Origin of the sequence: Streptococcus pseudopneumoniae IS7493 (assembly GCF_000221985.1) — a bacterium.
GTDB classification, from domain to species: Bacteria; Bacillota; Bacilli; order Lactobacillales; family Streptococcaceae; genus Streptococcus; species Streptococcus pseudopneumoniae.
Genome location: NC_015875.1, coordinates 164370 through 190040 on the forward strand (window position 1 = coordinate 164370; position 25671 = coordinate 190040).

At 36.7% G+C, this 25671-nt stretch carries 28 protein-coding genes; 21 read left to right on the forward strand and 7 right to left on the reverse strand.

Annotated elements, in window-relative coordinates; genetic code table 11:
* Window positions 1-107 precede the first annotated feature (107 nt).
* A complete protein-coding gene (locus SPPN_RS00970; RefSeq protein WP_000744905.1) occupies window positions 108-1274 on the reverse strand; it encodes a CynX/NimT family MFS transporter in 1167 nt (388 codons plus the stop codon).
* Window positions 1275-1331: 57 nt separating this feature from the next.
* Between SPPN_RS00970 and SPPN_RS00975 the strand changes: the two genes are divergently transcribed.
* Together SPPN_RS00975 and SPPN_RS00980 are read left to right on the forward strand one after the other, a co-directional pair.
* Entirely contained in the window at window positions 1332-2492 is a 1161-nt protein-coding gene (locus tag SPPN_RS00975; protein WP_000096209.1) for a glycosyltransferase family 2 protein, read from the forward strand.
* A gap of 38 nt (window positions 2493-2530) precedes the next feature.
* Window positions 2531-4381 carry a polysaccharide biosynthesis protein gene (locus tag SPPN_RS00980; protein WP_001035688.1) on the forward strand — a complete coding sequence of 617 codons (1851 nt, stop codon included), beginning with the start codon at window positions 2531-2533 and terminating at the stop codon, window positions 4379-4381.
* 84 nt (window positions 4382-4465) lie between these two features.
* Here the strand turns inward: SPPN_RS00980 and SPPN_RS13100 are convergent, their stop codons facing one another.
* From SPPN_RS13100 to sdaAB, 4 genes are read right to left on the reverse strand one after another with little or no spacing between them, the layout of a single operon-like run.
* Window positions 4466-4858 (reverse strand): hypothetical protein, encoded by a 393-nt coding sequence (locus SPPN_RS13100; RefSeq protein ID WP_000693201.1) that lies wholly within the window; start codon window positions 4856-4858, stop codon window positions 4466-4468.
* Between the two features lie 49 nt (window positions 4859-4907).
* Window positions 4908-5540 carry an HAD hydrolase-like protein gene (locus SPPN_RS00990; protein ID WP_000200873.1) on the reverse strand — a complete coding sequence of 211 codons (633 nt, stop codon included), beginning with the start codon at window positions 5538-5540 and terminating at the stop codon, window positions 4908-4910.
* Window positions 5541-5561: 21 nt separating this feature from the next.
* Entirely contained in the window at window positions 5562-6434 is an 873-nt protein-coding gene (gene sdaAA / locus SPPN_RS00995; protein ID WP_000500037.1) for an L-serine ammonia-lyase, iron-sulfur-dependent, subunit alpha, read from the reverse strand.
* A gap of 8 nt (window positions 6435-6442) precedes the next feature.
* Entirely contained in the window at window positions 6443-7114 is a 672-nt protein-coding gene (gene sdaAB / locus SPPN_RS01000) for an L-serine ammonia-lyase, iron-sulfur-dependent subunit beta (RefSeq protein WP_000838912.1), read from the reverse strand.
* A gap of 241 nt (window positions 7115-7355) precedes the next feature.
* On the opposite strand from sdaAB, the gene apf reads away from it, so the two are divergent.
* The gene (gene apf, locus SPPN_RS01005) at window positions 7356-7943 is read left to right on the forward strand and encodes an aggregation-promoting factor (protein WP_000836442.1); all 588 of its coding nucleotides are present in this window, start codon (window positions 7356-7358) and stop codon (window positions 7941-7943) included.
* Window positions 7944-7993: 50 nt separating this feature from the next.
* Here apf and SPPN_RS01010 read toward each other — a convergent pair whose 3' ends face one another.
* Entirely contained in the window at window positions 7994-8857 is an 864-nt protein-coding gene (locus tag SPPN_RS01010) for a helix-turn-helix domain-containing protein (protein WP_001268181.1), read from the reverse strand.
* A gap of 527 nt (window positions 8858-9384) precedes the next feature.
* Here SPPN_RS01010 and SPPN_RS01015 point away from each other — a divergent pair.
* The 11 genes from SPPN_RS01015 (at window position 9385) to argH (ending at window position 20019) form a co-directional block, all read left to right on the forward strand.
* Complete coding sequence (locus SPPN_RS01015; RefSeq protein WP_000732159.1) at window positions 9385-9786, forward strand: hypothetical protein; 402 nt, start codon at window positions 9385-9387, stop codon at window positions 9784-9786.
* 73 nt (window positions 9787-9859) lie between these two features.
* On the forward strand, window positions 9860-10651 hold the full coding sequence (locus SPPN_RS01020) for a hypothetical protein (protein WP_000385027.1): 792 nt from the start codon (window positions 9860-9862) through the stop codon (window positions 10649-10651).
* Window positions 10638-11444: a hypothetical protein gene (locus tag SPPN_RS01025; RefSeq protein ID WP_000713604.1), complete on the forward strand. Its 807-nt coding sequence runs from the start codon at window positions 10638-10640 to the stop codon at window positions 11442-11444. The genes SPPN_RS01020 and SPPN_RS01025 overlap by 14 nt, the downstream gene beginning before the upstream one ends.
* A gap of 13 nt (window positions 11445-11457) precedes the next feature.
* A complete protein-coding gene (locus SPPN_RS01030; protein WP_049779943.1) occupies window positions 11458-12105 on the forward strand; it encodes an ATP-binding cassette domain-containing protein in 648 nt (215 codons plus the stop codon).
* A 296-nt stretch (window positions 12106-12401) separates the two neighbouring features.
* Complete coding sequence (locus tag SPPN_RS01035; protein ID WP_001108790.1) at window positions 12402-12989, forward strand: hypothetical protein; 588 nt, start codon at window positions 12402-12404, stop codon at window positions 12987-12989.
* Window positions 12990-13284: 295 nt separating this feature from the next.
* Complete coding sequence (locus SPPN_RS01040) at window positions 13285-13569, forward strand: lactococcin 972 family bacteriocin (protein ID WP_001230167.1); 285 nt, start codon at window positions 13285-13287, stop codon at window positions 13567-13569.
* Window positions 13570-13623: 54 nt separating this feature from the next.
* Window positions 13624-15732: an amino acid ABC transporter permease gene (locus SPPN_RS01045; RefSeq protein WP_014017180.1), complete on the forward strand. Its 2109-nt coding sequence runs from the start codon at window positions 13624-13626 to the stop codon at window positions 15730-15732.
* Window positions 15729-16370 (forward strand): ABC transporter ATP-binding protein, encoded by a 642-nt coding sequence (locus SPPN_RS01050; RefSeq protein WP_000571325.1) that lies wholly within the window; start codon window positions 15729-15731, stop codon window positions 16368-16370. The genes SPPN_RS01045 and SPPN_RS01050 overlap by 4 nt, the downstream gene beginning before the upstream one ends.
* Before the next feature lie 206 nt (window positions 16371-16576).
* Window positions 16577-17383, forward strand: coding sequence for an ABC transporter substrate-binding protein (locus tag SPPN_RS01055; protein ID WP_001038474.1), 807 nt, complete (start codon window positions 16577-16579; stop codon window positions 17381-17383).
* A 16-nt stretch (window positions 17384-17399) separates the two neighbouring features.
* The gene (locus SPPN_RS01060; protein ID WP_014017181.1) at window positions 17400-18596 is read left to right on the forward strand and encodes an argininosuccinate synthase; all 1197 of its coding nucleotides are present in this window, start codon (window positions 17400-17402) and stop codon (window positions 18594-18596) included.
* Between the two features lie 28 nt (window positions 18597-18624).
* Window positions 18625-20019 (forward strand): argininosuccinate lyase, encoded by a 1395-nt coding sequence (argH, locus tag SPPN_RS01065; RefSeq protein ID WP_000164984.1) that lies wholly within the window; start codon window positions 18625-18627, stop codon window positions 20017-20019.
* A 285-nt stretch (window positions 20020-20304) separates the two neighbouring features.
* Here argH and SPPN_RS01070 read toward each other — a convergent pair whose 3' ends face one another.
* A complete protein-coding gene (locus tag SPPN_RS01070) occupies window positions 20305-21168 on the reverse strand; it encodes a helix-turn-helix domain-containing protein (RefSeq protein WP_001268175.1) in 864 nt (287 codons plus the stop codon).
* Window positions 21169-21817: 649 nt separating this feature from the next.
* Here SPPN_RS01070 and SPPN_RS01075 point away from each other — a divergent pair.
* From SPPN_RS01075 to SPPN_RS01100, 7 genes are all read left to right on the forward strand, one after another.
* A complete protein-coding gene (locus SPPN_RS01075) occupies window positions 21818-22429 on the forward strand; it encodes a hypothetical protein (protein WP_000733992.1) in 612 nt (203 codons plus the stop codon).
* A gap of 411 nt (window positions 22430-22840) precedes the next feature.
* On the forward strand, window positions 22841-23050 hold the full coding sequence (locus tag SPPN_RS13695) for a hypothetical protein (RefSeq protein ID WP_000680079.1): 210 nt from the start codon (window positions 22841-22843) through the stop codon (window positions 23048-23050).
* On the forward strand, window positions 23040-23192 hold the full coding sequence (locus SPPN_RS13105; protein ID WP_153299949.1) for a hypothetical protein: 153 nt from the start codon (window positions 23040-23042) through the stop codon (window positions 23190-23192). Before SPPN_RS13695 ends, SPPN_RS13105 begins: the two co-directional genes overlap by 11 nt.
* 7 nt (window positions 23193-23199) lie before the next feature.
* Complete coding sequence (locus SPPN_RS01085; RefSeq protein ID WP_000525455.1) at window positions 23200-23403, forward strand: hypothetical protein; 204 nt, start codon at window positions 23200-23202, stop codon at window positions 23401-23403.
* Window positions 23400-24302: a hypothetical protein gene (locus SPPN_RS01090; protein ID WP_000984724.1), complete on the forward strand. Its 903-nt coding sequence runs from the start codon at window positions 23400-23402 to the stop codon at window positions 24300-24302. Before SPPN_RS01085 ends, SPPN_RS01090 begins: the two co-directional genes overlap by 4 nt.
* Window positions 24303-24485: 183 nt before the next feature.
* Window positions 24486-24791 carry an SPAR17_0115 family bacteriocin-like peptide gene (locus SPPN_RS01095; RefSeq protein ID WP_000424423.1) on the forward strand — a complete coding sequence of 102 codons (306 nt, stop codon included), beginning with the start codon at window positions 24486-24488 and terminating at the stop codon, window positions 24789-24791.
* A gap of 332 nt (window positions 24792-25123) precedes the next feature.
* Window positions 25124-25426: a hypothetical protein gene (locus tag SPPN_RS01100; RefSeq protein ID WP_000424403.1), complete on the forward strand. Its 303-nt coding sequence runs from the start codon at window positions 25124-25126 to the stop codon at window positions 25424-25426.
* Window positions 25427-25671 lie beyond the last annotated feature (245 nt).

A 25671-nucleotide genomic window follows, 5' to 3' on the forward strand; every position in this document is an offset into this window, starting at 1 on the left:
TTATATATAATTTTTCTACACATACATTGTACATCTAAAAGAAAGCCCTGTCAAGAGAAATGTGTAAAATTTTTATATATAAAAAACTTCTAGCTAAAACTAGAAGTTTAAAGGATCTTATCCGCTCTGTCCACTGTAAAGAGGGCCACAGTCATCAGGATATCGATGAGCAAGAGGGCAGCTACAGATGGTACCCAAGAGTGGAACAGGTCAAAACTGTAACCAAAGAGGGTTGGCCCAAAGGCTGCTAGGATATAGCCTCCTGTTTGAGATAGGCCGGACAATTGGGCTGTCTTTTCAGGGGCGCTTGTCTTGAGTGAAAAGTTGACCATGAGATAAGGGAAGAGGGCACTGGTTGCGGTTCCGATGAGGAGATGGATGGCAAGCCAGTAAATGAAATGATTGATTGGGAAAAAGAGCATGGAAATGCCGACCACACCAGCTAGTGAAACCAGAGTGAGCATGAGCTGACGGTTGCGAGTAGATAAACTGGTTGTCAGGCTTGGGATGGTCATTGAAAAAGGAATGCTAATCAGAGATAAGATAGAAGTCAGCAAGCCAGCTTCGTGACTGGATAGACCTGCATGGATAGACATGGTAGGTAACCAGGTCATGACGGTGTAAAAGATCAAGGATTGAAAACCTGAAAAGATAATAATTGCCCAAACCTGTTTATTACGCATGACCTTTATTTGACTTTTTTGTTTGGTTTGTGGAGCTAGTCTATGATTATAGCGGTGATTTGGGAGCCAGACCAAAAAAGTTGCTAGACAGAGTAACGTGAGGAGGAGGATAAGTCCTTTCCAAGAACTGGCTTGTGTAATGGGCACAGCTAGATAGGAAGCCAGAGCCGTTGCAATCCCCATAGAGGTTACATATAAGGTGGTCAGAAAACCAATTTTCTTTGGTTGATTGGCTTGGATAAGACTAGGAAGCAGGACATTGATGACTGCGACACTTGCCCCAACCATCAAGGTTCCTAGATAGAGCAGGGGCAGATTGATTAGTCGAATGAGTGAGCCGATGGTCAAGAAGAAGAGGCTGTAGGTGAAGAGATGCTCCAAGCCGATTTTCTGAGCCAGTCGGGTAGAAAATGGTGAAAAGAGGGTAAACATAAGGAGAGGCAGGCTGGTCAAGACACCAAGCGAACTAACTTCTACCTCCAGACCTTGCGAAATATTTCCCAAAATAATGGGTAAAACAGTAAAAGGAGTTCGCAAGGAAACACCAATCAGGATAATACCTGGAACAAAAAAGAGTGATTGCTTTTTCATATAATACCTCTTCTAGCTGATTTTAATAACAGCTTATTTTAAGGCTTTTTCACTATAATGTCAAGTAAGGTTTCTGGCTTTCAAGATAAAAATGGGAAAGTCTTGAAAATTATGATAGAATGGTGGAAGGAAAAATTCAGGAGAGTAGTAGTGACTCAAAATGTTGAAAGTCTTCTCGTATCCATTGTAATCAGTGCATACAATGAAGAAAAATATCTGTCTGGTCTAATTGAAGACTTAAAAAATCAAACCTATCCTAAAGAGAATATTGAAATTCTATTTATAAATGCTATGTCCACAGATGGGACCACAGCTATCATTCAGCAATTGATAAAGGAAGATACAGAGTTTAACTCAATTAGATTGTATAACAATCCTAAGAAAAATCAAGCTAGTGGTTTTAACCTGGGAGTTAAACATTCTGTAGGGGACCTTATTTTAAAAATTGATGCTCATTCAAAAGTTACTGAGACTTTTGTAATGAACAATGTGGCTATTATTCAACAAGGTGAATTTGTCTGTGGGGGGCCTAGACCGACGATTGTCGAAGGAAAAGGAAAATGGGGAGAGACCTTGCATCTTGTTGAGGAAAATATGTTTGGCAGTAGCATTGCCAATTATCGAAATAGTTCTGAGGATAGATATGTTTCTTCTATTTTTCATGGAATGTATAAACGAGAGGTTTTCCAGAAGGTTGGTTTAGTAAATGAGCAACTTGGCCGAACTGAAGATAATGATATTCATTATAGAATTCGAGAACATGGTTATAAAATCCGCTATAGCCCAAGTATTCTATCTTATCAGTATATTCGACCAACATTCAAGAAAATGCTGCATCAAAAGTATTCAAATGGTTTGTGGATTGGCTTGACAAGTCATGTTCAGTTTAAGTGTTTATCATTATTTCACTATGTTCCTTGTTTATTTGTTTTGAGTCTTGTGTTTAGTCTAGCATTGTTACCGATCACATTCGTATTCATAACTTTACTATTAGGCGCCTATTTTTTACTTTTATCACTACTCACTTTGCTGACTTTATTAAAACATAAAAATGGATTTCTAATTGTGATGCCCTTTCTTTTATTTTCCATTCACTTTGCTTATGGCCTTGGGACGATTGTAGGTTTAATTAGAGGATTTAAATGGAAGAAGGAGTACAAGGGAACAATAATTTATTTGGATAAAATAAGCCAAATAAATCAAAATATGCTACAATAACAATATAGTAAAACTCTTTTAAGGAGGAGTAAATTTCTATGAATAAAAAACTAACAGATTATGTGATTGATCTGGTGGAAATTTTAAATAAACAACAAAAGCAGGTTTTCTGGGGAATATTTGATATTTTCAGTATGGTGGTTTCCATCATTGTATCTTATATTTTATTTTATGGGCTGATTAATCCAGCACCTGTTGACTACATTATCTATACGAGTTTGGCCTTCTTGTTTTATCAATTGATGATTGCATTTTGGGGCTTGAACGCGAGTATTAGTCGTTACAGCAAGATTACGGATTTCATGAAAATCTTTTTTGGTGTGACTGCTAGCAGTGTCTTGTCATATAGTATCTGTTATGCCTTCTTGCCACTCTTCTCCATCCGTTTCATCATTCTCTTTATCTTGTTGAGTACCTTCTTGATTTTATTGCCACGGATTAGTTGGCAGTTAATCTACTCCAGACGCAAAAAAGGTAGTGGTGATGGAGAACACCGTCTGACCTTCTTGATTGGTGCCGGTGATGGTGGGGCTCTCTTTATGGATAGTTACCAACATCCAACCAGTGAATTAGAACTGGTCGGTATTTTGGATAAGGATTCTAAGAAAAAGGGTCAAAAACTTGGTGGTATTCCTGTTTTGGGCTCTTATGACAATCTGCCTGAATTAGTCAAACACCATCAAATCGAGCGTGTCATCGTTGCGATTCCGTCGCTGGATCCGTCAGAATATGAGCGTATCTTGCAGATGTGTAATAAGCTGGGTGTCAAATGTTACAAGATGCCTAAGGTTGAAACTGTTGTTCAGGGCCTTCACCAAGCAGGTACTGGCTTCCAAAAAATTGATATTACGGACCTTTTGGGTCGTCAGGAAATCCGTCTTGACGAATCGCGTCTGGGTGCAGAACTGACAGGTAAGACCATCTTAGTCACAGGAGCTGGAGGTTCAATCGGTTCTGAAATCTGTCGTCAAGTTAGTCGCTTCAATCCTGAACGCATTATCTTGCTCGGTCATGGGGAAAACTCAATCTACCTTGTTTATCATGAATTGATTCGTAAGTTCCAAGGGATTGATTATGTACCTGTGATTGCGGACATTCAAGACTACGACCGTCTCTTGCAAGTCTTTGAGCAGTACAAACCTGCTATTGTTTATCATGCGGCAGCCCACAAGCATGTTCCTATGATGGAGCGCAATCCAAAAGAAGCCTTCAAAAACAATATCCGTGGAACTTACAACGTTGCTAAGGCTGTTGATGAAGCTAAAGTGTCTAAGATGGTTATGATTTCGACAGATAAGGCAGTTAATCCACCAAATGTTATGGGAGCAACCAAGCGCGTGGCGGAGTTGATTGTCACTGGCTTTAACCAACGTAGCCAATCGACCTACTGTGCAGTTCGTTTTGGGAATGTACTTGGTAGCCGTGGTAGTGTCATTCCAGTCTTTGAACGTCAAATTGCTGAAGGTGGGCCTGTAACGGTCACAGACTTCCGCATGACCCGTTACTTTATGACCATTCCAGAAGCTAGCCGTCTGGTTATCCATGCTGGTGCTTATGCCAAAGATGGGGAAGTCTTTATCCTTGATATGGGCAAACCAGTCAAGATTTATGACTTGGCCAAGAAGATGGTGCTTCTAAGTGGCCACACTGAAAGTGAAATTCCAATCGTTGAAGTTGGAATCCGCCCAGGTGAAAAACTCTACGAAGAACTCTTGGTATCAACCGAACTCGTTGACAATCAAGTTATGGATAAGATTTTCGTTGGTAAGGTTAATGTCATGCCTTTAGAATCCATCAATCAAAAGATTGGAGAGTTCCGCACTCTCAGTGGAGATGAGTTGAAGCAAGCTATTATCGCCTTTGCTAATCAAACAACCCACATTGAATAAAAAAGAAAAACGCATATTATCAAGTTAACAACCTTGGTAATATGCGTTTTATTATGTAGAGACTTATACTCTTCGAAAATCTCTTCAAACCACGTCAACGTCGCCTTGCCGTATATGGTTACTGACTTCGTCAGTTCTATCCACAACCTCAAAACAGTGTTTTGAGCTGACTTCGTCAGTTCTATCTGCCACCTCAAAACGGTGTTTTGAGCTGACTTCGTCAGTTCTATCTGCCACCTCAAAACGGTGTTTTGAGCTGACTTCGTCAATTCTATCTGCCACCTCAAAACGGTGTTTTGAGCTGACTTCGTCAGTTCCATCTGCCACCTCAAAACGGTGTTTTGAGCTGACTTCGTCAGTTCTATCCACAACCTTAAAACAGTGTTTTGAGCTAACTTCGTCAGTTCTATCCACAACCTTAAAACAGTGTTTTGAGCAGCCCGCAGCTAGTTTCCTAGTTTGCTCTTTGATTTTCATTGAGTATTACTTCATTTTCTTCTGAAATGGAGTTGTTACCCAGTCTATGCTATTGAAAATACGCCAAAACTTCTAAGGGTTTGTGGGCGATATAATCAGGCTGATAGTTGAGCAAATCTGCTTGCTCTCCAAATCCCCAAGTGACGGCCAATTTCTGAATGCCTGTTTCTTGAGCTCCAAGCATATCAAACTTGGTATCTCCGATGATGATGGCTTGTTGAGGGACTAGTTGATGTGTCTGCAAGGCCTGGCGAATGACATCTGCCTTATGAGGTGCTTCAGGGCTGGAACCATAGATGCCATCAAAGAAATGATGGATTCCCAAGTTTTTAGTCATGTCTTGAGCGATTGGAGTATTTTTTGTCGTGGTGATGTAGAGTGGATAACTGCTTGATAACTCCTCAAGCAAGTCTATAATCTGAGGAAAGAGTTGAGCTTCATAGATGCCTTTTGCCTTATAGTAAGAACGATATATCTGCACGGCTTCAGAAATTTGGTCTTTGGACAGGCAGGTCGCAAAACTACTTTCGAGAGGTGGTCCCATAAAACCACGAATCGTTTTGGCATCAGGGCTAGGCACCTCCAGCTCTTTAAAGGTATGGGTAAAGGCATTGTGAATCCCGATAGAACTGTCAACGAGGGTTCCATCCAGATCGAAAAAGATAGCTGTGATAGAGGTCATGGTTTCTCCTATTTGATAAGCTTATTCTCCGAAAATTTCTTTTTGGAGGCGACGACCAGTTGGGGTAGCAGCTAGTCCACCTTCAGCTGTTTCACGGAAGGCAGTTGGCATGCTTGCTCCTACTTGGTACATGGCATCGATCACTTCATCCACAGGGATTTTAGATTCGATACCTGCCAAGGCCATGTCTGCTGCGATGAAAGCAAAGCTAGCTCCCATGGCATTACGTTTGACACAGGGAACTTCGACCAAACCTGCAACAGGGTCACAGATGAGGCCTAGCATATTTTTAATGACAAAGGCAATAGCTTGACTGGCCTGATAAGGTGTTCCACCTGCAGCCAGAGTCAAGGCGGCAGCACTCATAGCAGAGGCTGAACCAACTTCAGCTTGACACCCACCCTCAGCACCTGAGATGGAGGCATTGTTTGCGATGACTAGTCCAAAGGCACCAGCAGCAAAGAGGAAATCCAATTGTTGCTCGTGGCTGAGGTCTAATTTTTCAATAGCAGCAGTGAGAACGGATGGCAGACAACCAGCACTTCCAGCGGTTGGAGTGGCACAGACCAAGCCCATTTTGGCATTGTGTTCATTGACTGCGATGGCATTTCGGGCAGCCGAGAGAATCGTATAATCTGACAGAGTTTTTCCGTTTTCGATGTAGTGATCCAATTTGGCAGCATCTCCACCTGTCAGGCCACTACGAGATTTATTTTCATTGAGGCCAAGTTGGACAGAGGCTTTCATAACTTCCAGATTGCGTTCCATGAGAAGGAAGACTTCTTCACGTTCGCGACCGGTCAATTCAAACTCTGTTGTAATCATGAGTTCTGCGACATTTCCTTGAAAGTCCAGATCTGCTTGCTCGACCAATTCTTTGATAGAATAAAACATGCTTCCTCCTATTTAAAGAAATTGACATTGTGGAGATGAGGGATTTTTCGAATTTCTTCGATAGCCTCATCACAGTTGCGACTGTCAACTTCGATAATCATAATGGCTTTTTCACCAGCTTTTTCACGAGTGACATTCATCTGGGCGATATTGATACCATAGCGGGAAAGCGCCTCTGTAACAAGGGCAATCATACCTGGAATATCTTGATGAACGATGATGATAGTCGGTGTATTCATATTGAGAGAGACGGCAAAACCATTGAGTTCGGTTACCTGAATATTTCCTCCACCGATAGAAATACCAGTTACGCTGATGGTCTTGTGAGCATTTTTGACGGTAATTTTAGTGGTGTTTGGATGAGGAGCATTGCTGTCTTTCTGAATGGTCCAGACAATCTTGATACCGCGCTTGTGGGCAATCTCCAGACTATTTGGGATTTCAGGATCATCTGTATCCATGCCTAAAATACCTGCAACAAGGGCTAGGTCTGTTCCGTGACCACGATAGGTCTTGGCAAATGAGTTAAAAAGTTGGAATTCAACTTCTGTCGGAGTATCATCAAAAATGGAAGAGACAATCTTCCCAATACGAACAGCACCAGCGGTATGGCTACTAGATGGGCCAATCATAACTGGTCCGATGATATCAAAGACAGATTGAAAACGAAGTGATTTCATCAGTTTCCCCTTATAAAAATTCTTATCTCTATTATATCAAAGAATGAGGGTCTTGACTTTAATTGTGGATGAAAACCTTTCTAATACCTCAAATAGCATAAAAATAGTATCTTTTATGACAAAAAACACCTTATTTAGGGAAATAAAAAATAATTTTGTAATATTTCTACATAAAAGTGTCAAGAAACGGTAATATTTAAAGGGTATGATAGAACTATAGAAAGAAGGAGAATTTTCGAATATGAAATCAATAACTAAAAAGATTAAAGCAACTCTTGCAGGAGTAGCTGCCTTGTTTGCAGTATTTGCTCCATCATTTGTATCTGCTCAAGAATCATCAACTTACACTGTTAAAGAAGGTGATACACTTTCAGAAATCGCTGAAACTCACAACACAACAGTTGAAAAATTGGCAGAAAACAACCACATTGATAACATTCATTTGATTTATGTTGATCAAGAGTTGGTTATCGATGGCCCTGTAGCGCCTGTTGCAACACCAGCGCCAGCTACTTATGCGGCACCAGCCGCTCAAGATGAAACTGTTTCAGCTCCAGTAGCAGAAACTCCAGTAGTAAGTGAAACAGTTGTTTCAACTGTAAGCGGATCTGAAGCAGAAGCCAAAGAATGGATCGCTCAAAAAGAATCAGGTGGTAGCTATACAGCTACAAATGGACGTTATATCGGACGTTACCAATTAACAGATTCATACCTGAACGGTGACTACTCAGCTGAAAACCAAGAACGTGTAGCAGATGCCTACGTTGCAGGACGTTACGGTTCATGGACTGCTGCTAAAAACTTCTGGCTTAACAACGGCTGGTATTAAGAAATAACGAACAGAATAATATGAAAAGGTCGAGGAAATCCCTCGACTTTTTATATTTCCTTCGGTTGAGAATAGATCTCTACTTCTTTTTTGAGATGAGACAGCATAGAAGTTTCCTCGGTCAGCTCTAGAAGTGAGAAACCTTTTTGGATAAGTCTAGCGTCATCCCTACAAATCCCGATACGGACATAGCAGATAGCAAGTCTATCGTAGTGCTTCTTTTTCTTGGCATCCTCTAGTAAAGTATAGCAGATTTGTTGACACATGTTTTTGTCTTGATGGTATAAGTAAATGGTGGACAGATTGAGTAGGATTGCCATTCGTAAGTCATATAAATGTTGGTAGTTTTTATAGACTTCCAAGCGTTGCAAGATTTTTCCAGTGATGAGATGGAGGTGTTCAATGGGAAAGCTGAAAAGAATGGTATTGAGGATTTTTAGGTCATTTTCATACCATGTATCTTGTTTTTCAATTTTTTCCCAAAGCTTTTTGATAGTCTGTTTTACTTGGTCTGACAGTTGCTCTGTACCATGTTGACGGATATGAATGACAACTTCCAGCATATCCCTGATCTCTTCTATAGAGAGGTCATGATGGGTCTTGAGATAGTTTTGGCATTTTTGAAATAGTTTTTCGAGTTCACTAGTCCCTAGGATTGAGCTCATATTGAGATAGGTTTGCATGATTTCTGTTCGTTGGCTTGGTTGATAGAGATGGCAGATATAGTCAAACTCTTCAAAACTCATATTGATTTGCTGGAGAAGAAACTCCATATTTTCATATTTGGGAGTTGCTTTACCGCCTTCAATCTTTGATAGGCTGGTTCTTGAGAGGACATTTCCACAGACCTCTTCTTGGGTCAAGCCTTTTGACTCGCGTATTTCTTTATAGACCTTTCCGAAATCATAACGCATAATTTTCTCCTTTTCGTGAAAAAAGTTAACAAATAATAAAATCTAGTTAAAAATATTGTATCATAGTAACAGGAATAGTAAAAAAGAAAACTAAAATAATGTGTGAAAAAAGTTAACTAATTTTAAAATAGAATAAAGAAGAGGTATACTATAGATACAAAATATGGATAGGAGGGAAAAAGTATGAATAAAAAAGTTTTTCGCTTTTTAGTTGTTCTTGCTTTCTTATTTAGCATTGCTACGGTTTTCCCATGGAAATGGCCGATATAATGCGCTAGTTGCAAAAATGAAAGGAAGATGAGTCCAATGGATTATTTAGTAATTACATAAGATTTTCTGTGAATGTTAATTTCGTTTTAAGGTAGTTATTCTATAAATTTGAATTCATTATAATTTTGATTTTTAGTTTATCATATTTGGTTTCACAGGAAGTATATCATATCCCAAATTAAAGAAAACAACACAATACAACATGTTTTTCATTTTGTATTGTGTCGTAAGTGGAGCGAAAGGATTGGATTGTAATAATGAAAAAACTAGATACTAAAACAAAGTTATTTGCAAGTATATGTGCTACGTTAATGATTGGTGCAATGGCTGTCTCTGCTAGAGAAATTTCGGACTACGATATGATTATGCCGAGATTCGGAGGTCGTACAGTGACTGACTCATTATATAAAACAAATCAATCAAGAGGAGTAAATAATAATACATCAATCGGTGGTGGTTATACAATGCACTGTGCTATTTTTAGAGGTGACGCTCAAATGACACGTACATATTCTTCAGGCAGTGGAGATAGGATTTATTTGAATTATAATAGTCCATCAGATGCAGAAGGATCTAATCTTAGATTGGGTGGATGGACAGGGTTCGCAACATATGTTAAAGTTCAAACCAGCGGTTCGTGGAGTCCTGATGAGTATTAAGAGCTAGAATATAGGTTTGTATATTTGGGGGTGAGCATGTTCGCTCATCCCATTTGTTTTATAGGAGAGAAGTATGGATTACAAGGTCAGTATATTTTTAAAAGGGATGAAAAATAAGCAATTCTTTTTAGCAATATTAATTATTTTAACTTCTATGATATTTTCTGTAAGTGCATTTATTGAAGAGGGGATGGAGTATTTTTTTAATCATGATTATATTGTGGTATTTTTACAAGGTTATAATGGTGATAGGTCGTTGTTAATAGTTTTGGCACCTCTTATTGCAACAATTCCTTTTGCGTCACAGCATATCGAAAATAGAAAAAGTGGAATAATGAAATATATTATATCAAGGATGGGATATAAACAGTATTTTAATTCTATTTTTATAATCAATGGATTCATATCATTTACAACATTTATTTTTGGAATGTTATTATTCTTGATAATGTCAATTTTATTTTTTAATAGAAGTATAAATATGGATGCTTATTATGCAATAACAAAAGTTTCTATTTATGAATCAGCAGTGAGGACATCCCCGTTATTTTATGTAGTAATAATCATTTTACATTGTTCCTTTGTTGGCGTTGCATATAGTAGTGTTGGATTGGCGATGTCATATTTTATTAAGAGCAAATTTGTTGCATGGTTATCCCCATTTATTTTAACGACAATAGGATCATTGTTTGCTATGTTTTTAGGTCTTACTAAAATTGAACCAATGGCAATTTTTGATGTTTCAAGAGTAAAAGGAATAAGCATAATATTTGTTTTTGTATATTTGATACTTGTAGTAGTAATATCATATTGGATGTCGTATAAAAAATTTAAAAGGGATATAGAAACTGATGAAGAAATTTAAAGAATTAAAAAATAAAGAAGATTTTTATATAGGTTTTATATATTTATTAGTGGCTTTTGCTATATTAGCAAATTTTAGTCAGCTGATAGTATTGAAATATAAATTTGGGAATTTTCATTTTGGTGAGCTGATTCTTATCATGTTTAATGATTCCTATACTGGATATTTCACATTTCCGTTTTTATTAGCTTTCATAATGATGCTACAAAGCCCAGTTGAACAAAATATATTTTTTGTACTAAGTAGGTATTCAAGTAGAAATGATTTTTATAGAAATAAGCATTTCAAAATTTTGAAAAGTGTGATTTATTATGTGGTTAGTATTTGTATATTTTCCACTATAGTAGGAATAGGAGATTCTAACTTTGGCATCGGCATTTCAACAGCCACAAAAAAATTTTCAGAAACGTATTTATTTGGAAATTTTGAAACGAATATCGTAATTTATGAGATAGGGAAGATAATAATTTTACAAGGATTGTTGCTATATTTCTTTTCCCTGCTCCATGCACTTTTAACACAGTTTAGAATATCACAATCGTTAGTATTTGTTATCTATACGGGCACTTTGATTGTAATGGCGGGTTCAACATTGGGCTTGTTAGGAGAACATCTGAGACCATTTTCATTGTTTTCTATTTCCGGTTCAGTATATGGTTACGGTATAAATTTCATTGGTAGATGTGGGATATTGGTATTTGTTGATGCAATGTTAGTTCTATTAAATTTTAAAATATTTGAAAATAAAGATATTACATTACCTAAAGGAAGTAAGCAGTATCAAGATGAGTAAGGAGTTGAAACGTATGGATTGTATAAAAGTAGATCATCTTTCAAAAACATTTGGGAAAAAGTGTGTTATAGATGATGTTAGTTATGTTTTTGAATCAGGTAAAATATATGGAATTATAGGAACCAATGGATGCGGGAAAAGTGTATTATTTAAAATGATTTCAGGACTAATGAAACCTACTACGGGTAAGATTACAGTTGGAAGTGTAATTGTTGGTGAAAATGGCTCTATGCCACTTGATGTAGGCTTACTTATTGAACATCCAGGATTTTTGTCTAGTCTAACTGCATTAGAGAATTTAGAGCAATTAGCTACAATCAAAAATAAAATTACTAAGAAAGAGATTGAGGAAGTATTGAATAAGGTAGATTTATATCAGGATAAAGATGTAAGAGTAAAAAATTATTCATTAGGTATGTTACAAAGGTTAGGGATTGCCCAAGCATTGATGGAAAATCCTAAGATTTTACTCCTAGATGAACCATTTAATAGTATGGACTATGAAGGTGTAGAAGAACTTAGAAAAATAATTAAGAGTTATGCTCGAAAGAATCATATTACTATGTTGGTCACATCTCACAATAAAGAGGATATTGAAGTATTATCTGATATTGTTCTTGAATTGAAAAATGGTAAATTAGTTGAGATATCTAACTTTTAGTAATGGTAGGTGGCTAACTTTATTATAGACCTTCCCGAAATCATAACGCATGATGTACTCCTTTTTGTGAAAAAAGTTAACAAATAATAAAATCTTAGCAAAAATATTGTATAATAGTAATATAGAAAGTAAGGGAGAAAACTAAAATAAGTTTAAGTAGTACTATGATGTAGCTAGAAAAGAAAGAATTCTAGCTTGATACAATATTACCAGTCTTATTTAAAGTTGTTATGGAACTATTTTCAAAATAGATAGGCCTCTTCTTTAGGCAGAAGCGTGAATCAGGAGGTTAAGTGATGAACTACAATTTAAAATATCTTTTATCAGGAATATTTGTCCTAGCCTTTATAGGTTTCCTAGTCTGGATGCGTTATTTTAATCAGAAGAAGGAAGAAGAGCATTCGGATGTGTCTTTTGAAGCGAGGTTAGATAGTGAGGTCAAGGACTTATATAAACAACTAGGATTGGGTGAGGAGCCTCATTATTTCTTAGCGTATCGCTACCTACATCCTTGGTTTGATTTGGCGATTTTACCACCAACAGTTGAAATTTTCTTAACTAAAATAGCGCTGGTGATGGTAACTCCAGATGAACTACTGATAAGAAATCTTGGGAATGGGATGACTTTCACAAGTGAGCATCATCGTGATTTGCGGCAAGGACTTATCCGCATTCCAAAATCAGAGATGAAAGAATTTGAGATTCGTAACTGGAAAAAATTTTTTGTATTTGGCGATTTTTTGACAATTAAAACAAGCCAACATAGCTATTATTTACAGGTTAGAGATGATGGACTTCAAAAAGGAAGTCTTTCTACCAAACATTTCTCAGACTTGAAACGACAAGATTTTCTAGGATTATTAACAGATAAAAGAACATTCTGATCGACAATTGCCCTAGTTGTTTATTGTAAACTTTACAAATTTGGCTTGTAATTTTTTTATAAAATTCACTTCAATTACTTGACAGTTATTATATTTTCGCTTATAATAATATAGATAAAAGGATGGGATAGGAGTTTAAAAATTTGAAAACGCTATCCATGTTGTTTATTGGGCTGATTCTTGAGTAATAGTTAGAGTGTGCTTAATACTACTCTGGTTGTTCAAAGACCTGATACAGAAGAGAACCATTCTCCTAGTTAAGAGTAAGTTCGTTGTTTAAAAATGAAATGAGATAGTGAGAAAATTAGTTAAAATTGGTGTTGCATCTTTAATGGTATGTAGTATACTTGCTTCTACAAGTGTTTTGGCAGTATGGGTTGATGGTGGTCAATGGAACTATGGAGTAGGATGGTCAGGAAATTTTGGTTATTCTGATTATTTACATTCTACTCGCTCTCATACAGCAACTGTTAAAGATGGAAATAAATTCTCTAAGGATCGTGCAGAAGCTGAGGCATGGGCTCGGGCTTCAATCTTCAAATTCCCACCAACGGGAATGGAATATTTCTATGGATTTTAATTAAAATTCTCCCTCCCCTTTTGGAGAGGGAGTTTCTTTACGGGAGGTATCTCTATGAAAAAAATCAGTCATCTTTGTATGCTCTTGCTCTTGCTGTGTACTACGTTTTTTGCCCTGAATGTAAATGTTACACGAGAAATAGTGCGGATTCAGGAGATGGGCAAGACAACTTATTCATTTGACTTGTACTTGAAAGATGTCACTAAACCGACAGAAACGATTCTCCAATTTTTTGAAGAGGTTGCAAGTCAAGACAAGGTCTCTATTATCAAAGTAGATAATGGCGATGAGGCCGTTAAGGCTGGTGTTTTTGATAAGGAAACCTTCCCCTATCAGGAGTTCGGTCTGACTTCTCTTGATTTTTCAAAGAATGAGAAGGGAGTCTACAGTAACCAGAACCTTCCCAATAATCTAGGAACCATTCCCACCTTTTTAAAGGTGAAACTCATTCGACTCCAGACCTTCCAATCTTATATTGAGGATAAATCCCATACTGTAAATGGGCGCTACATGATTACCTCCAGCAAAGAGATAGATCGCGATACCATTCTACAAAAGTGGAGTGATTTTTTCCAGATAGATAAGACGATTTTATTAGAACCCACTTACCGAAGTCAGGTTGGAGTGCTAAATCAAGAGTTGTTACTATCTATCATTATCTTTTTCTTGGCAATCTTGCTTGTGATTTTAATGACAGTTTATCAGCCGATGATGGAGATGAAACGAGTGGGGGTTCAAAAGTTACTTGGTTTCCAAAGTAGAGCGATTTTAGCTGGTTTTGTAAAGACTAATTTTTATCTTCTCTTGGGTGGAAGTCTTATCATTGACTTGGGACTATTTTTAGTGCTGGACTACAGACCAAAACTTCTGTTTCCAAGTTTACTCTTATCCCAATTTCTGCTTTTACAGTTGTATTTGTTCATCAGTTGGCTGACCTACCTGATGATTCAGAAAATGACAGTCAGCTCCATGTTGAAAGGTTTTTCATCTGTCAAACTTGGTCTCATCTTCAATTATGTGATGAAAATAGGGACAACTATTTTACTGACGGCCTTACTGATTGGGGTAGGTAGAAGTCTAGAACAAGAAAACAAAGAACTTGCTTATCAGCAACAGTGGGTAAGCCAAGGCAATTACCTGACCTTAGAAACCTTCAAACTCAATGATAATCTGTGGCAAGAAGAGCTAGCAGGGTCAGGGAAATCTACAGATTATTTCTACCAATTTTATCAAGATTTGCTAGCAAAAACACAAGTAAACTATGTGCGAAGTACGAGTCTTCCTATCAAACCAGTCATCAAAGCTGAACAAGTACAGCAGTACCAACTGCCTGATAAGGTAGATGTTTACTATGCAAACCGTCAATTTTTAGAGAGTAAGGGCTTCAAGTTACCAGATACCGGCACTAAAAAGGTGATTTTGTTGCCAATCAGTGACAAAGGACAAGAAGGCAAGAATCAGTTCTTGGGAAAATCCATCGCCTATCTTTCTATGAGGTATGAAGATCAGCAAAAGCAAAGGGTAGAAGATATGGATGTAGAAATTGCCTACTATGAAGGAGATTGGTCTTTCTTCCCTTATAATAATGAGCGAAAGGAAAATCTCCACAATCCAATCATTAGTCTGGTAAATGATCAAGACATGATGTGGGAAGAAAAGACTCACTTGTCAACGACAGGTTTAAACAACCTGATGAAAGTTGAAAATACAGAACAAAATCAAAAAGTGATTACAGAGTTAGTCGATAACTTATCTGATGGTAGCTATTTAAAATTTTCATCGATTCAAGCAATTCAAGAGGGGATGGTTGATACCTATCGGGATTCTGTTCGTAATTTTAACGTTCTTTTTGCCTTATTTGCTCTTCTCAGTATGATTGTCTCCTACTTCTTACTAGTAACAACTTTCTTATTGAAGCGCAGGGATATCATTACCAAGAAGTTTATGGGGTGGAAACTAGTCGATCGCTACCGTCCTCTCTTAGTTCTGCTCTTGCTGGGCTATAGTCTGCCTCTTCTAGTCTTGATTTTCTTTGCCCATGCGCTCTTGTCACTCCTACTTTTTGCAGGTTTTACATGTTTGGATATACTATTTGTGCTAGGCTTGGCTTCTAGGATGGAGAAAAGAAGTCTAGTAGAATTATTGAAAGGGGGCATCTTATGATTGAGTTGAAAAATATTACCAAAACCATTGGAGGAAAAGTGATTTTGGATAACTTATCTCTCAGGATTGATCAGGGGGATTTGGTAGCCATTGTTGGAAAAAGTGGTAGTGGTAAGTCGACCTTGTTAAATTTATTAGGTTTGATAGATGATGATTATAGCGGACGGTATGAGATTTTTGGTCAGACAAATCTAGCGGTCAATTCTGCCAAGTCACAAACAATAATCCGTGAACATATCTCTTATCTATTTCAAAATTTTGCCCTGATTGATGATGAAACGGTCGAGTACAATCTCATGCTGGCGCTGAAATATGTGAAATTGTCTAAGAAAGACAAACTCAAAAAGGTGGAAGAGATTTTAGAGAGAGTAGGTTTGTCAGCTACTTTGCATCAAAAGGTCTCCGAGTTGTCTGGTGGCGAACAACAACGAATTGCAGTTGCTAGAGCCATCTTAAAACCCAGCCAGCTGATTTTAGCCGATGAGCCGACAGGTTCGCTGGATCCTGAAAATAGAGATTTGGTCTTGAAGTTTCTCTTAGAGATGAATCGAGAAGGGAAAACAGTCATTATCGTGACCCACGATGCTTATGTAGCCCAACAATGTCATCGTATCATTGAATTGGGCGAGGGAAAATGAGTTCGTTCAGCTTCTTTTGACTGGCTGAATACTCATGTTTTTCAGAGAGAAATAGCATAAATACGCCTAGGAATGACATTTTTATGTAGTATTTCTAGGTTTTTTTGTTTCAAATTGAAAAAATTTTCAATTTAGGCTTGACAAATGATGAGTATGGGAGTATTATTTATACAACCAAAAAGAATAAACATAAAGGAGGCTTTGTTATGAATAAGATGAAGAAGGTGTTGATGACGATGTTTGGTTTAGTGATGCTCCCCCTACTATTTGCTTGTAGTAACAATCAATCGGCTGGAATTGAAGCTATCAAGTCCAAAGGAAAATTGGTTGTAGCCCTCAATCCAGATTTTGCTCCATTTGAATACCAAAAAGTGGTTGATGGGAAAAATCAGATTGTGGGTTCAGATATCGAATTAGCCAAGGCTATCGCAACAGAACTAGGTGTCGAATTGGAACTATCTCCCATGAGTTTTGACAATGTACTGGCTAGTGTTCAATCAGGAAAAGCCGATCTTGCCATATCTGGTGTTTCTAAGACAGATGAACGGAGCAAGGTGTTCGATTTTTCAACTCCCTACTATACTGCAAAAAATAAGCTCATTGTCAAAAAATCTGATTTAGCCACTTATCAGTCTGTAAACGACTTGGCGCAGAAAAAGGTCGGAGCGCAGAAAGGTTCGATTCAAGAGACGATGGCGAAAGATTTGCTACAAAATTCATCCCTCGTATCTCTGCCTAAAAATGGGAATTTAATCACAGATTTAAAATCAGGGCAAGTGGATGCCGTCATCTTTGAAGAACCAGTTGCCAAGGGATTTGTGGAAAATAATCCTGATTTAGCAATCGCAGACCTCAATTTTGAAAAAGAGCAAGATGATTCCTACGCGGTCGCCATGAAAAAAGATAGCAAGGAATTAAAAGAGGCAGTCGATAAAACCATTCAAAAGTTGAAGGAGTCTGGAGAATTAGACAAACTCATTGAGGATGCCTTTAAAGCGTCCATTGAAAAATAGAAAGAAGGAAAAGAATATGAGTAAAGAAAAAGTAATTTTGGCCTATTCTGGCGGTTTAGACACATCAGTTGCTATTACCTGGTTAAAGAAAGATTATGATGTTGTTGCAGTCTGTATGGATGTGGGTGAAGGGAAAGACTTAGATTTCATCCATGATAAGGCTCTTAAGGTTGGGGCAGTAGAATCTTATGTCATTGATGTTAAGGACGAATTTGCTACAGATTATGTGCTAGTGGCTCTTCAGTCACATGCCTACTATGAACAAAAGTACCCCTTAGTATCTGCCTTGAGCCGCCCTCTTATTTCTAAAAAATTGGTTGAAATCGCGCATCAGACAGGAGCGACTACAATTGCTCATGGTTGTACAGGTAAGGGGAATGACCAAGTACGTTTTGAAGTATCGATTGCAGCCTTGGATCCCAATTTAAAAGTGATTGCGCCAGTTCGTGAATGGAAATGGTCTCGGGAGGAAGAAATTCATTATGCCAAGGAAAATGGGGTGCCTGTTCCTGCTGACCTTGACAATCCCTACTCTGTCGACCAAAATCTTTGGGGACGTGCCAATGAGTGTGGTATTTTGGAAAATCCATGGAATCAGGCTCCAGAAGAAGCCTTTGGTATCACAACTTCTCCAGAGCAAGCTCCAGATACGCCAGAGTACATTGATATTGAGTTTAGTGAAGGCGTTCCAGTTTCCCTTAATGGAGAAGGGTTAAAATTGGCAGATTTGATTCAAAAACTCAATGAAATAGCTGGGAAACATGGGGTCGGACGGATTGATCACGTGGAAAATCGTTTGGTTGGGATTAAATCAAGAGAAATCTATGAGTGCCCAGGGGCAGTGACCCTGCTGACAGCTCATAAGGAAATTGAGGACTTGACGCTTGTGAGAGAAGTAGCTCATTTTAAACCAATTATAGAAAATGAATTATCAAATCTCATTTATAATGCTTTGTGGTTTAGTCCGGCTACGCAAGCCTTGATTGCTTATATTAAAGAAACTCAAAAAGTTGTCAATGGGACTGCAAAAGTTAAACTCTATAAGGGGAGCGCTCAGGTCGTGGCTCGGAAATCACCAAATTCTCTTTACGATGAAAATTTGGCGACGTATACCAGTGCAGATACCTTTGACCAAGATGCGGCTGTTGGCTTTATTAAGTTGTGGGGACTTCCAACCAAGGTTTATTCTGAGGTTCAAAAAAGCGCCAAATAGGGCGATTGGATAGAGAGGTGGATGTGATATGACTAAGAATACAAAATTATGGGGTGGTCGCTTTGAAGGTACTGTCGAAGACTGGGTAGAGCGCTTTGGTGCGAGTATATCTTTTGACCAGAAATTAGCAAAATTTGATGTGATTGGTTCCTTAGCCCACGTTCAGATGTTGGGTCAGACGGGCATTTTGAGTTTGAATGAGTCAGAAAAGATTCAAGAAGGCTTGAAAGAGCTTTTAGAAGAGCTAGAGGCAGGCCAACTTGACTTTGATATCGGAAACGAAGATATTCATATGAATATGGAAGTGTTACTGACAGAAAAAATTGGTCCCCTTGCAGGGAAGCTACATACAGCTCGTTCTCGAAATGACCAAGTTGCGACAGATATGCACTTGTATCTCAAGGAGCAACTAGGTCATGTCCTAGATAAACTGGCTCATCTCAAGGGTGTTTTATTAGACTTGGCGGAAAATCATGTGGAGACGATTATGCCGGGCTATACCCATCTGCAACATGCCCAGCCTATTAGTTTTGCCCATCATCTGATGGCTTACTACAATATGTTTCAAAGAGACAGTGAACGTTTTGGATTTAACCAGAAGCATACAGATCTATGCCCTCTAGGTGCGGCAGCTTTGGCAGGGACGACTTTCCCCATTGATCGCCAATTGTCTAGCGATTTGCTGGAGTTTAAGCAACCTTATACAAATTCTTTGGATGCTGTTAGTGACCGCGATTTTATCTTAGAATTTCTATCAAATGCCAGCATACTCATGATGCATATGAGCCGTTTTTGCGAAGAAATGATCAATTGGTGTAGCTTTGAGTACCAATTCATTACCTTGTCAGATACGTTTACAACAGGTTCCTCTATTATGCCCCAAAAGAAAAATCCAGATATGGCTGAGTTGATTCGAGGAAAGACTGGTCGAGTTTATGGGAATCTGTTTGGACTATTGACAGTCATGAAGTCCTTGCCTTTAGCTTATAATAAGGATTTGCAAGAGGATAAGGAAGGAATGTTTGACACGGTCGAAACGATTTTAAATTCCCTTGATGTATTGGCAGGTATGTTATCTAGCTTACAGGTAAATAAGGAAAAAATGCAAGAGTCTACAGAGAAGGACTTTTCAAATGCGACTGAGTTGGCAGATTATTTGGCAGGGAAAGGTTTGCCATTTAGAGAAGCTCATGAGGTTGTGGGAAGATTAGTGTTAGACTCTATCAAGTCTGCTAAAAATATTCAAGATTGGAGTCTGGAGGAATTGCAAACCTATCATTCCCTCATTGCTGAGGATATCTATGTCTACTTGCAACCTAAAACTGCTGTTCAAAGACGAAATTCCTTGGGAGGTACAGGGTTTGACCAAGTGAAATACCAAATTGCAGTCGCTAAGAAAGCGAATGAAGCTAAAAAGTGCTAGATTGATAGGTTCAGAATAAGAGGTTGGTCGATTGACAGCCTCTTTCTTGTCGTTAAAAAAGTGAGATATATTGACTTTTGAAAAAAATGTCATAATTGAGTTGGGATAAACGTAAAAGTCATACTTTCTCGTTAAATCGTTCGGCGATTCATGGTGACATGGACACGTAGTAGTAAGCAAACTATGTGGCTTGGCAGAGCTAAAAACTTCGGGATTAACAATGGCTGGTATTAAGAACTAACGAACAAATAATATGTAAAGAGTCGAGGAAATCCCTCGGCTTTTTTATCTTTCCTTCGCTTGGTAATAGATCTCTACTTCTTTTTCGAGATGAGACAGTATAGAAGTTTCCTCGGTTAGCTCCAGAAGGGAGAACCCTTTTTGGATAAGTTTAGCATTATCTGTACAAATCCCAATACGGACATAGCAGATAGCCAGCCTATCGTAGCTTTTCTTATTCTTGGCGTCCTCTAGTAAAGTGTAGCAGATTTGCTTACACATGTTTTTATCTTGAGTGTATAGATAGAGTGTGGAAAGGTTTAATAGAATTGTCATTCGCAAGTCATATAAATGTTGATAGTTTTTATAGACTTCTAGGCGTTGCAATATTTTTCCAGTGATGAGATGGAGGTATTCAATGGGAAAACTGAAAAGAATGGTATTGAGGATTTTTAGGTCACTCTCATACCATGTATCTTGTTTTTCAATTTTTCTCCAAAGTTTTTTGACAACCTGTTCTGCGTGATCTGATAGTTCACCTGCCCCGTGTTGACGGATATAAATGACAACTTCAAGCATATCTCTGATTTCTTCTATAGGGAGATCGTGGTGGGTCTTGAGGTAGTCTTGGAATTTTTGAAATAAATTGACAAGATCGCTGGTCCCGATAATGGAACGCATATTGAGATAGGTTTGCATAATCTCTGTGCGTTGACTTGGTTGATAAAGTTGACAGATATATTCAAACTCTTCAAAACTCATATTGATTTGACGGAGAAGAAATTCCATATTTTCATATTTTGGGGTTGTCTTGCCACTTTCGATTTTTGATAAGCTGGTTCTTGAGAGAACACCCCCACAGACCTCTTCTTGGGTCAGCCCCTTTGACTCACGTATTTCTTTATAGACCTTTCCGAAATCATAACGCATGATTTTCTCCTTTCTGTGAAAAAAGTTAACAAATAATAAAATCCTATTAAAAATATTGTATCATAATAACAGGAATAGTAAAAAAGAAAACTAAAATAATGTGTGAAAAAAGTTAACGTAATTTTAAAATAGAGTAAAGAAGAGGTATACTATAGATATAAAATAAAGATAGGAGGAAAAAGTATGAATAAAAAAGTTTTTCGCTTTTTAGTTGTTCTTGCTTTCTTATTCAGCATTGCTACGGTTTTCCCATGGAAATGGCCGATGTGATGAGTTCGTTTTTAATAAAGAAGGAAGGTGAGTCCAATGGATAATTTAGTGATTGCATAAGATTTTCTGTGAATGTTAATTTTGTTTTAAAGTAGTTATTCGATAAATTTGAATTAATTATAATTTTGATTTTTAGTTTATTACATTATTTCATAGAAGTTTTAATAAATAATAATATTAAAATATGTGTATTGTAAATGGGATAATAAAGACGATATTAGTTATAGTAGATTAACTCTATAAAGTAAATTACCATAAATAACTGAAATCAATCGTTTTCAATATTCGATTTGAATAATACTTGTTTCTTGTTTTGATACACAATATAAACTTAGCGTTGCTTATTTTGTTAGATTTTTTAAGAATTATGGAGAATAACATGAAAAAATTAATAACATCATCTATAGTAGCATTATCATTATTTGGAGCAGTGGCTCCAAATAATGATAATGCATCTACGATTTCTAATATAAGTAGTTCAGATAAGGTGGATGAATTTACTTCCGCAGATATAAATATAATTACAAATTACGGACAGTATTCATATGATAAAAAATTGACAGAAGTTGCTTTGAAATTAGAAAATTATTTTTCGAAAAATGAATATGGAGATCCAGTTTTATACGCAACTAAAGAACAGTTAATGGAAGACTTAGAGATTACTGAGCAGGAAGCTGAAGATATATTATCTATTGCAGAATTAGATGTGAGAAAAACTCAATTTAGAGGATTTGTCGGTTTGTATATTAATCTTGGTCCTAAAATTAGAAGTATGAATGGATGGGCTGCTGCGGCTTTTGCAGGTGGCTATTTTGGTTGGTATGCTAAGGAATTAGCAGCGGCAGGACCGTGGGGAGCTGGTGTTGCTGCGCTTGTAACAGCTTCTGCTGCAGCATTAGCTAAATGGGGTGTTGAAAATGGTGTAACTGTCTTGCATCTAGGAGATCACATACCTGGCATTAGTTTGTCTTATAACGTGTATATCCCATAATATGACTCATTTAAAATTTTATATCAAATCTGTTCTTAGTTCATTGGTATTTTTTATCCTTTTAATTTTTTTTATTAAAAATATATATTATCCTGCTTTAAAGATAACTATTGAAGTTATTCTGACATTTTCGATAGGTAGTCTTTGTTATTCTATTTTTTGTAAAACAAATCATGCTGCTTTTCTGCCAATCTCGGTTGTTTTATTTCTGCTGACTCTCTATTTGCTGGGAGGATAGTGTTTTAGTAGGAACTTTGTCAGTTTGCATTTTTCTCTTGTGGGAATGCTACCATTGAAATCTTAGTAGCATTAAGTGGAGTAAATTTGCTGTCAAGATTTTTCAAAAAAAAGAGAAGTAAATAGATTTGTTAGTGGATTGTTAAGACGAAAGGTAAAATTGGGATATTTAAAATGAAACATTTTTTTGCTGGAATTGGTGAAATTCATTTTTTGTCATTTTTATTATATCCAATCACTAGTCCAATAATTGGACTAGTGATTGGATATACTAAAATAAATCTAATAAATTCTATTATTATAGCTCTTGGTATGATATTGACATTAATTTTGGTATTATCAAGAGTGTATAGAAAATATTTTTATAGAGACGATGATGACTAAAGTTGTTATCAATAAAGCAGGTTTTGCAACTTCTGCTATTAACAGATTTGCAACTTGGATGTCAATTGGTGATGCAATCACAACAATTTGGGCAAATAATGATATTCATCGCAGAGATCTAAACTTAAACGACTTAAGGTGATTGTAAAATGGGTATGAAAATTGAAAAAATTTTTGTTATTGTATTTTTGGCATTTCTACTAATTTCCTCTGTAACTTTTTTAGCATATGATCATGTTGATGAGGAACTAAAGAAATTAATCATTATGATTAATTTAATATTTTTGATTTTAACCATAGCAATGATAGTTTATGCAAAATTAAAAAAAGATAAGGGTGCTGTAAAATTATGATGCGTAAACTAATTGTTTTCTTACTAATGCTTCCTTTTTTAGGCTTGTGGTTAGAGTTGCATGTCTTAGTGAATAACTTGCCATTGAATTTAGAAATTCCCCTTGATTTTGTTATCAGTATGGGTCTTACTTTCTGTAGCTTGATTTTCTCAAAAATAGTTTTAGACCTAGTATATGCATTGAAAGATGTATACAAGAAAGAAGGTCTTATTACAATTTTTCCTTTTATTTTTACAGGAAAGAAGAAAGTAAATGTGCGATTCTCACCCTATTTTTCATTCCACCGTAAAAGTTTGTCTGCTGATGATTTAAAATCGAGGATTATATGGAGTTTTATTCTTGAAATAGCTATTATTCTAGTATTTATTTTAAAAATTCCTTCTGCCCTCATCGTGCTTACTACAATATTTTTTTGGAATATAATGGATATCAACCATATCGTTTTTAATAAGACGGAATTTCTTTTCAATCAAAATAAATGGCAAAAAGAAGATTCGTTTGACAGGGATTTGAGCAATACTTTAAAGGATAAAATACAAAAATCAGAGCTAAATTATTCTGACTTAATGTGTATTCTGCTGTATGATGCGATTAACCAATCTACCTTTTTAACGGATAGCGAGATCTTTGAGGATATTTTGAAAAAAATCGAAGATTCTCAGAACACCCTTCTGTGTACAGGTCTTGCCGAGTTACTGCTGTATGAGATTTCTATTAGTAACAATAATAACTGGCAAGAAAAGATTGATAAAATTAGAATACGGCTCATCAGAATCAATCAACTAGATTTTTTCTATTATACAAGTTGGTTAAGAAATAATTTTAATTTCTGTATGAATAGAGAGTATGATAAGATAAAATCACGAAGGATATTGATTAGTAATAAGAAGATAATCTAGATTCATACTGTTCGTACAACAAATGAAATAATTTCAACTAATTAGGTTTGCAAATCTGTTCATCTATAGAATATGATTAGGCAAAAAAGTATCTTATCTAGGTAACTAAGTGCTATAAACAAAGTCGATGCTCACTTGTTAGGAAACTATCCTAACCATGCTTAATAAAAAAGGAGAAAACAAATGGAACTCGTATTGCCAAATAATTATGTTGATCTTGAACAAGAAGAGATGATGTATCTTGATGGCGGAGAACCAATGTCAATTTCGGCCATTGTTGCCTTGGCTATCACAATTGGTGGCGCATCGTATAGCACAGGATATGTGTTAGGAGAAAGAGTCTACTATTCAGGATATAAAAACTCTGATTATCAAAAAAATAAGTGGGGTATTAGGGGAGCAATGCTGGTTGCATTTGGAGCAATAGGTGCAATAGTTATGCTCGGTTTTGAAAATAGATACTATGCTTTGGTTACTGGTAGAGGATAAAATGTTAAGAGTAATAGTAGTTATTCAATCTTTAGTAATAATACTGCTTGCTGTTGCTTTATTATTATCTCGGAAAAACTTTGATTCGTTAAATGTTGTTCTTATAATGATGATCGTATCACAATTGTTGTTATTAGTATATTTGATAAAATTAGGGAATCAGTGATTAGCTGTTATTTGAATTAAGTAAACTGTTAAGCTTCAAGCAGTAACTGGTTTTAAATATTTAAAATAAGATAAAGGAAGGAAGTCTAATTTAGGTAACTAAACAAAGCCTGCGATCACTTGTTAGGAAACTATCCTAACCATGATTAATAAAAAAGAGAATTTTGATGGAACTCGTATTACCAAACAACTATGTTGCTATTGAGCAAGAAGAGATGATGTATCTTGATGGTGAAGGGTGGCTTGCCTTGCTTTGTGGAGGTGTAGGTGGTGTCGCAAGCGGAATAGCAGGAGCTATAACTGGAGCGGCAGCTGGTGCAGCACTAGGGACAATAACCTTACCAGTTATTGGTACAGTTAGCTATGCATTCATTTTAGCTACTTGTGGTGCAGCAACAGGTTATATGTCAGGCTATATTACCGGCTATAATTTCGGTAGGATATTGGAAAGTAATTTAGGCTGGGACTAGTTATGAAAGATAAAAAAGTACAACTATTTGCGACTATAGTATTTATTATGAATCTATTATTAGCTATCGTGAGTTTATTTGATACTAGTATTTTTAAGCATGTTTTCCTTATAGTGAGCTATCTGGTAATCATGTTTGCCTTTCTTATGAGAAATGTGCTTTATTTCAAGTATGACGTGCAAAGCCTTTGATATAGCTACTTTTCACAATTGAGCTAATGGATTTTTAAACTTTTTGTGGACTTT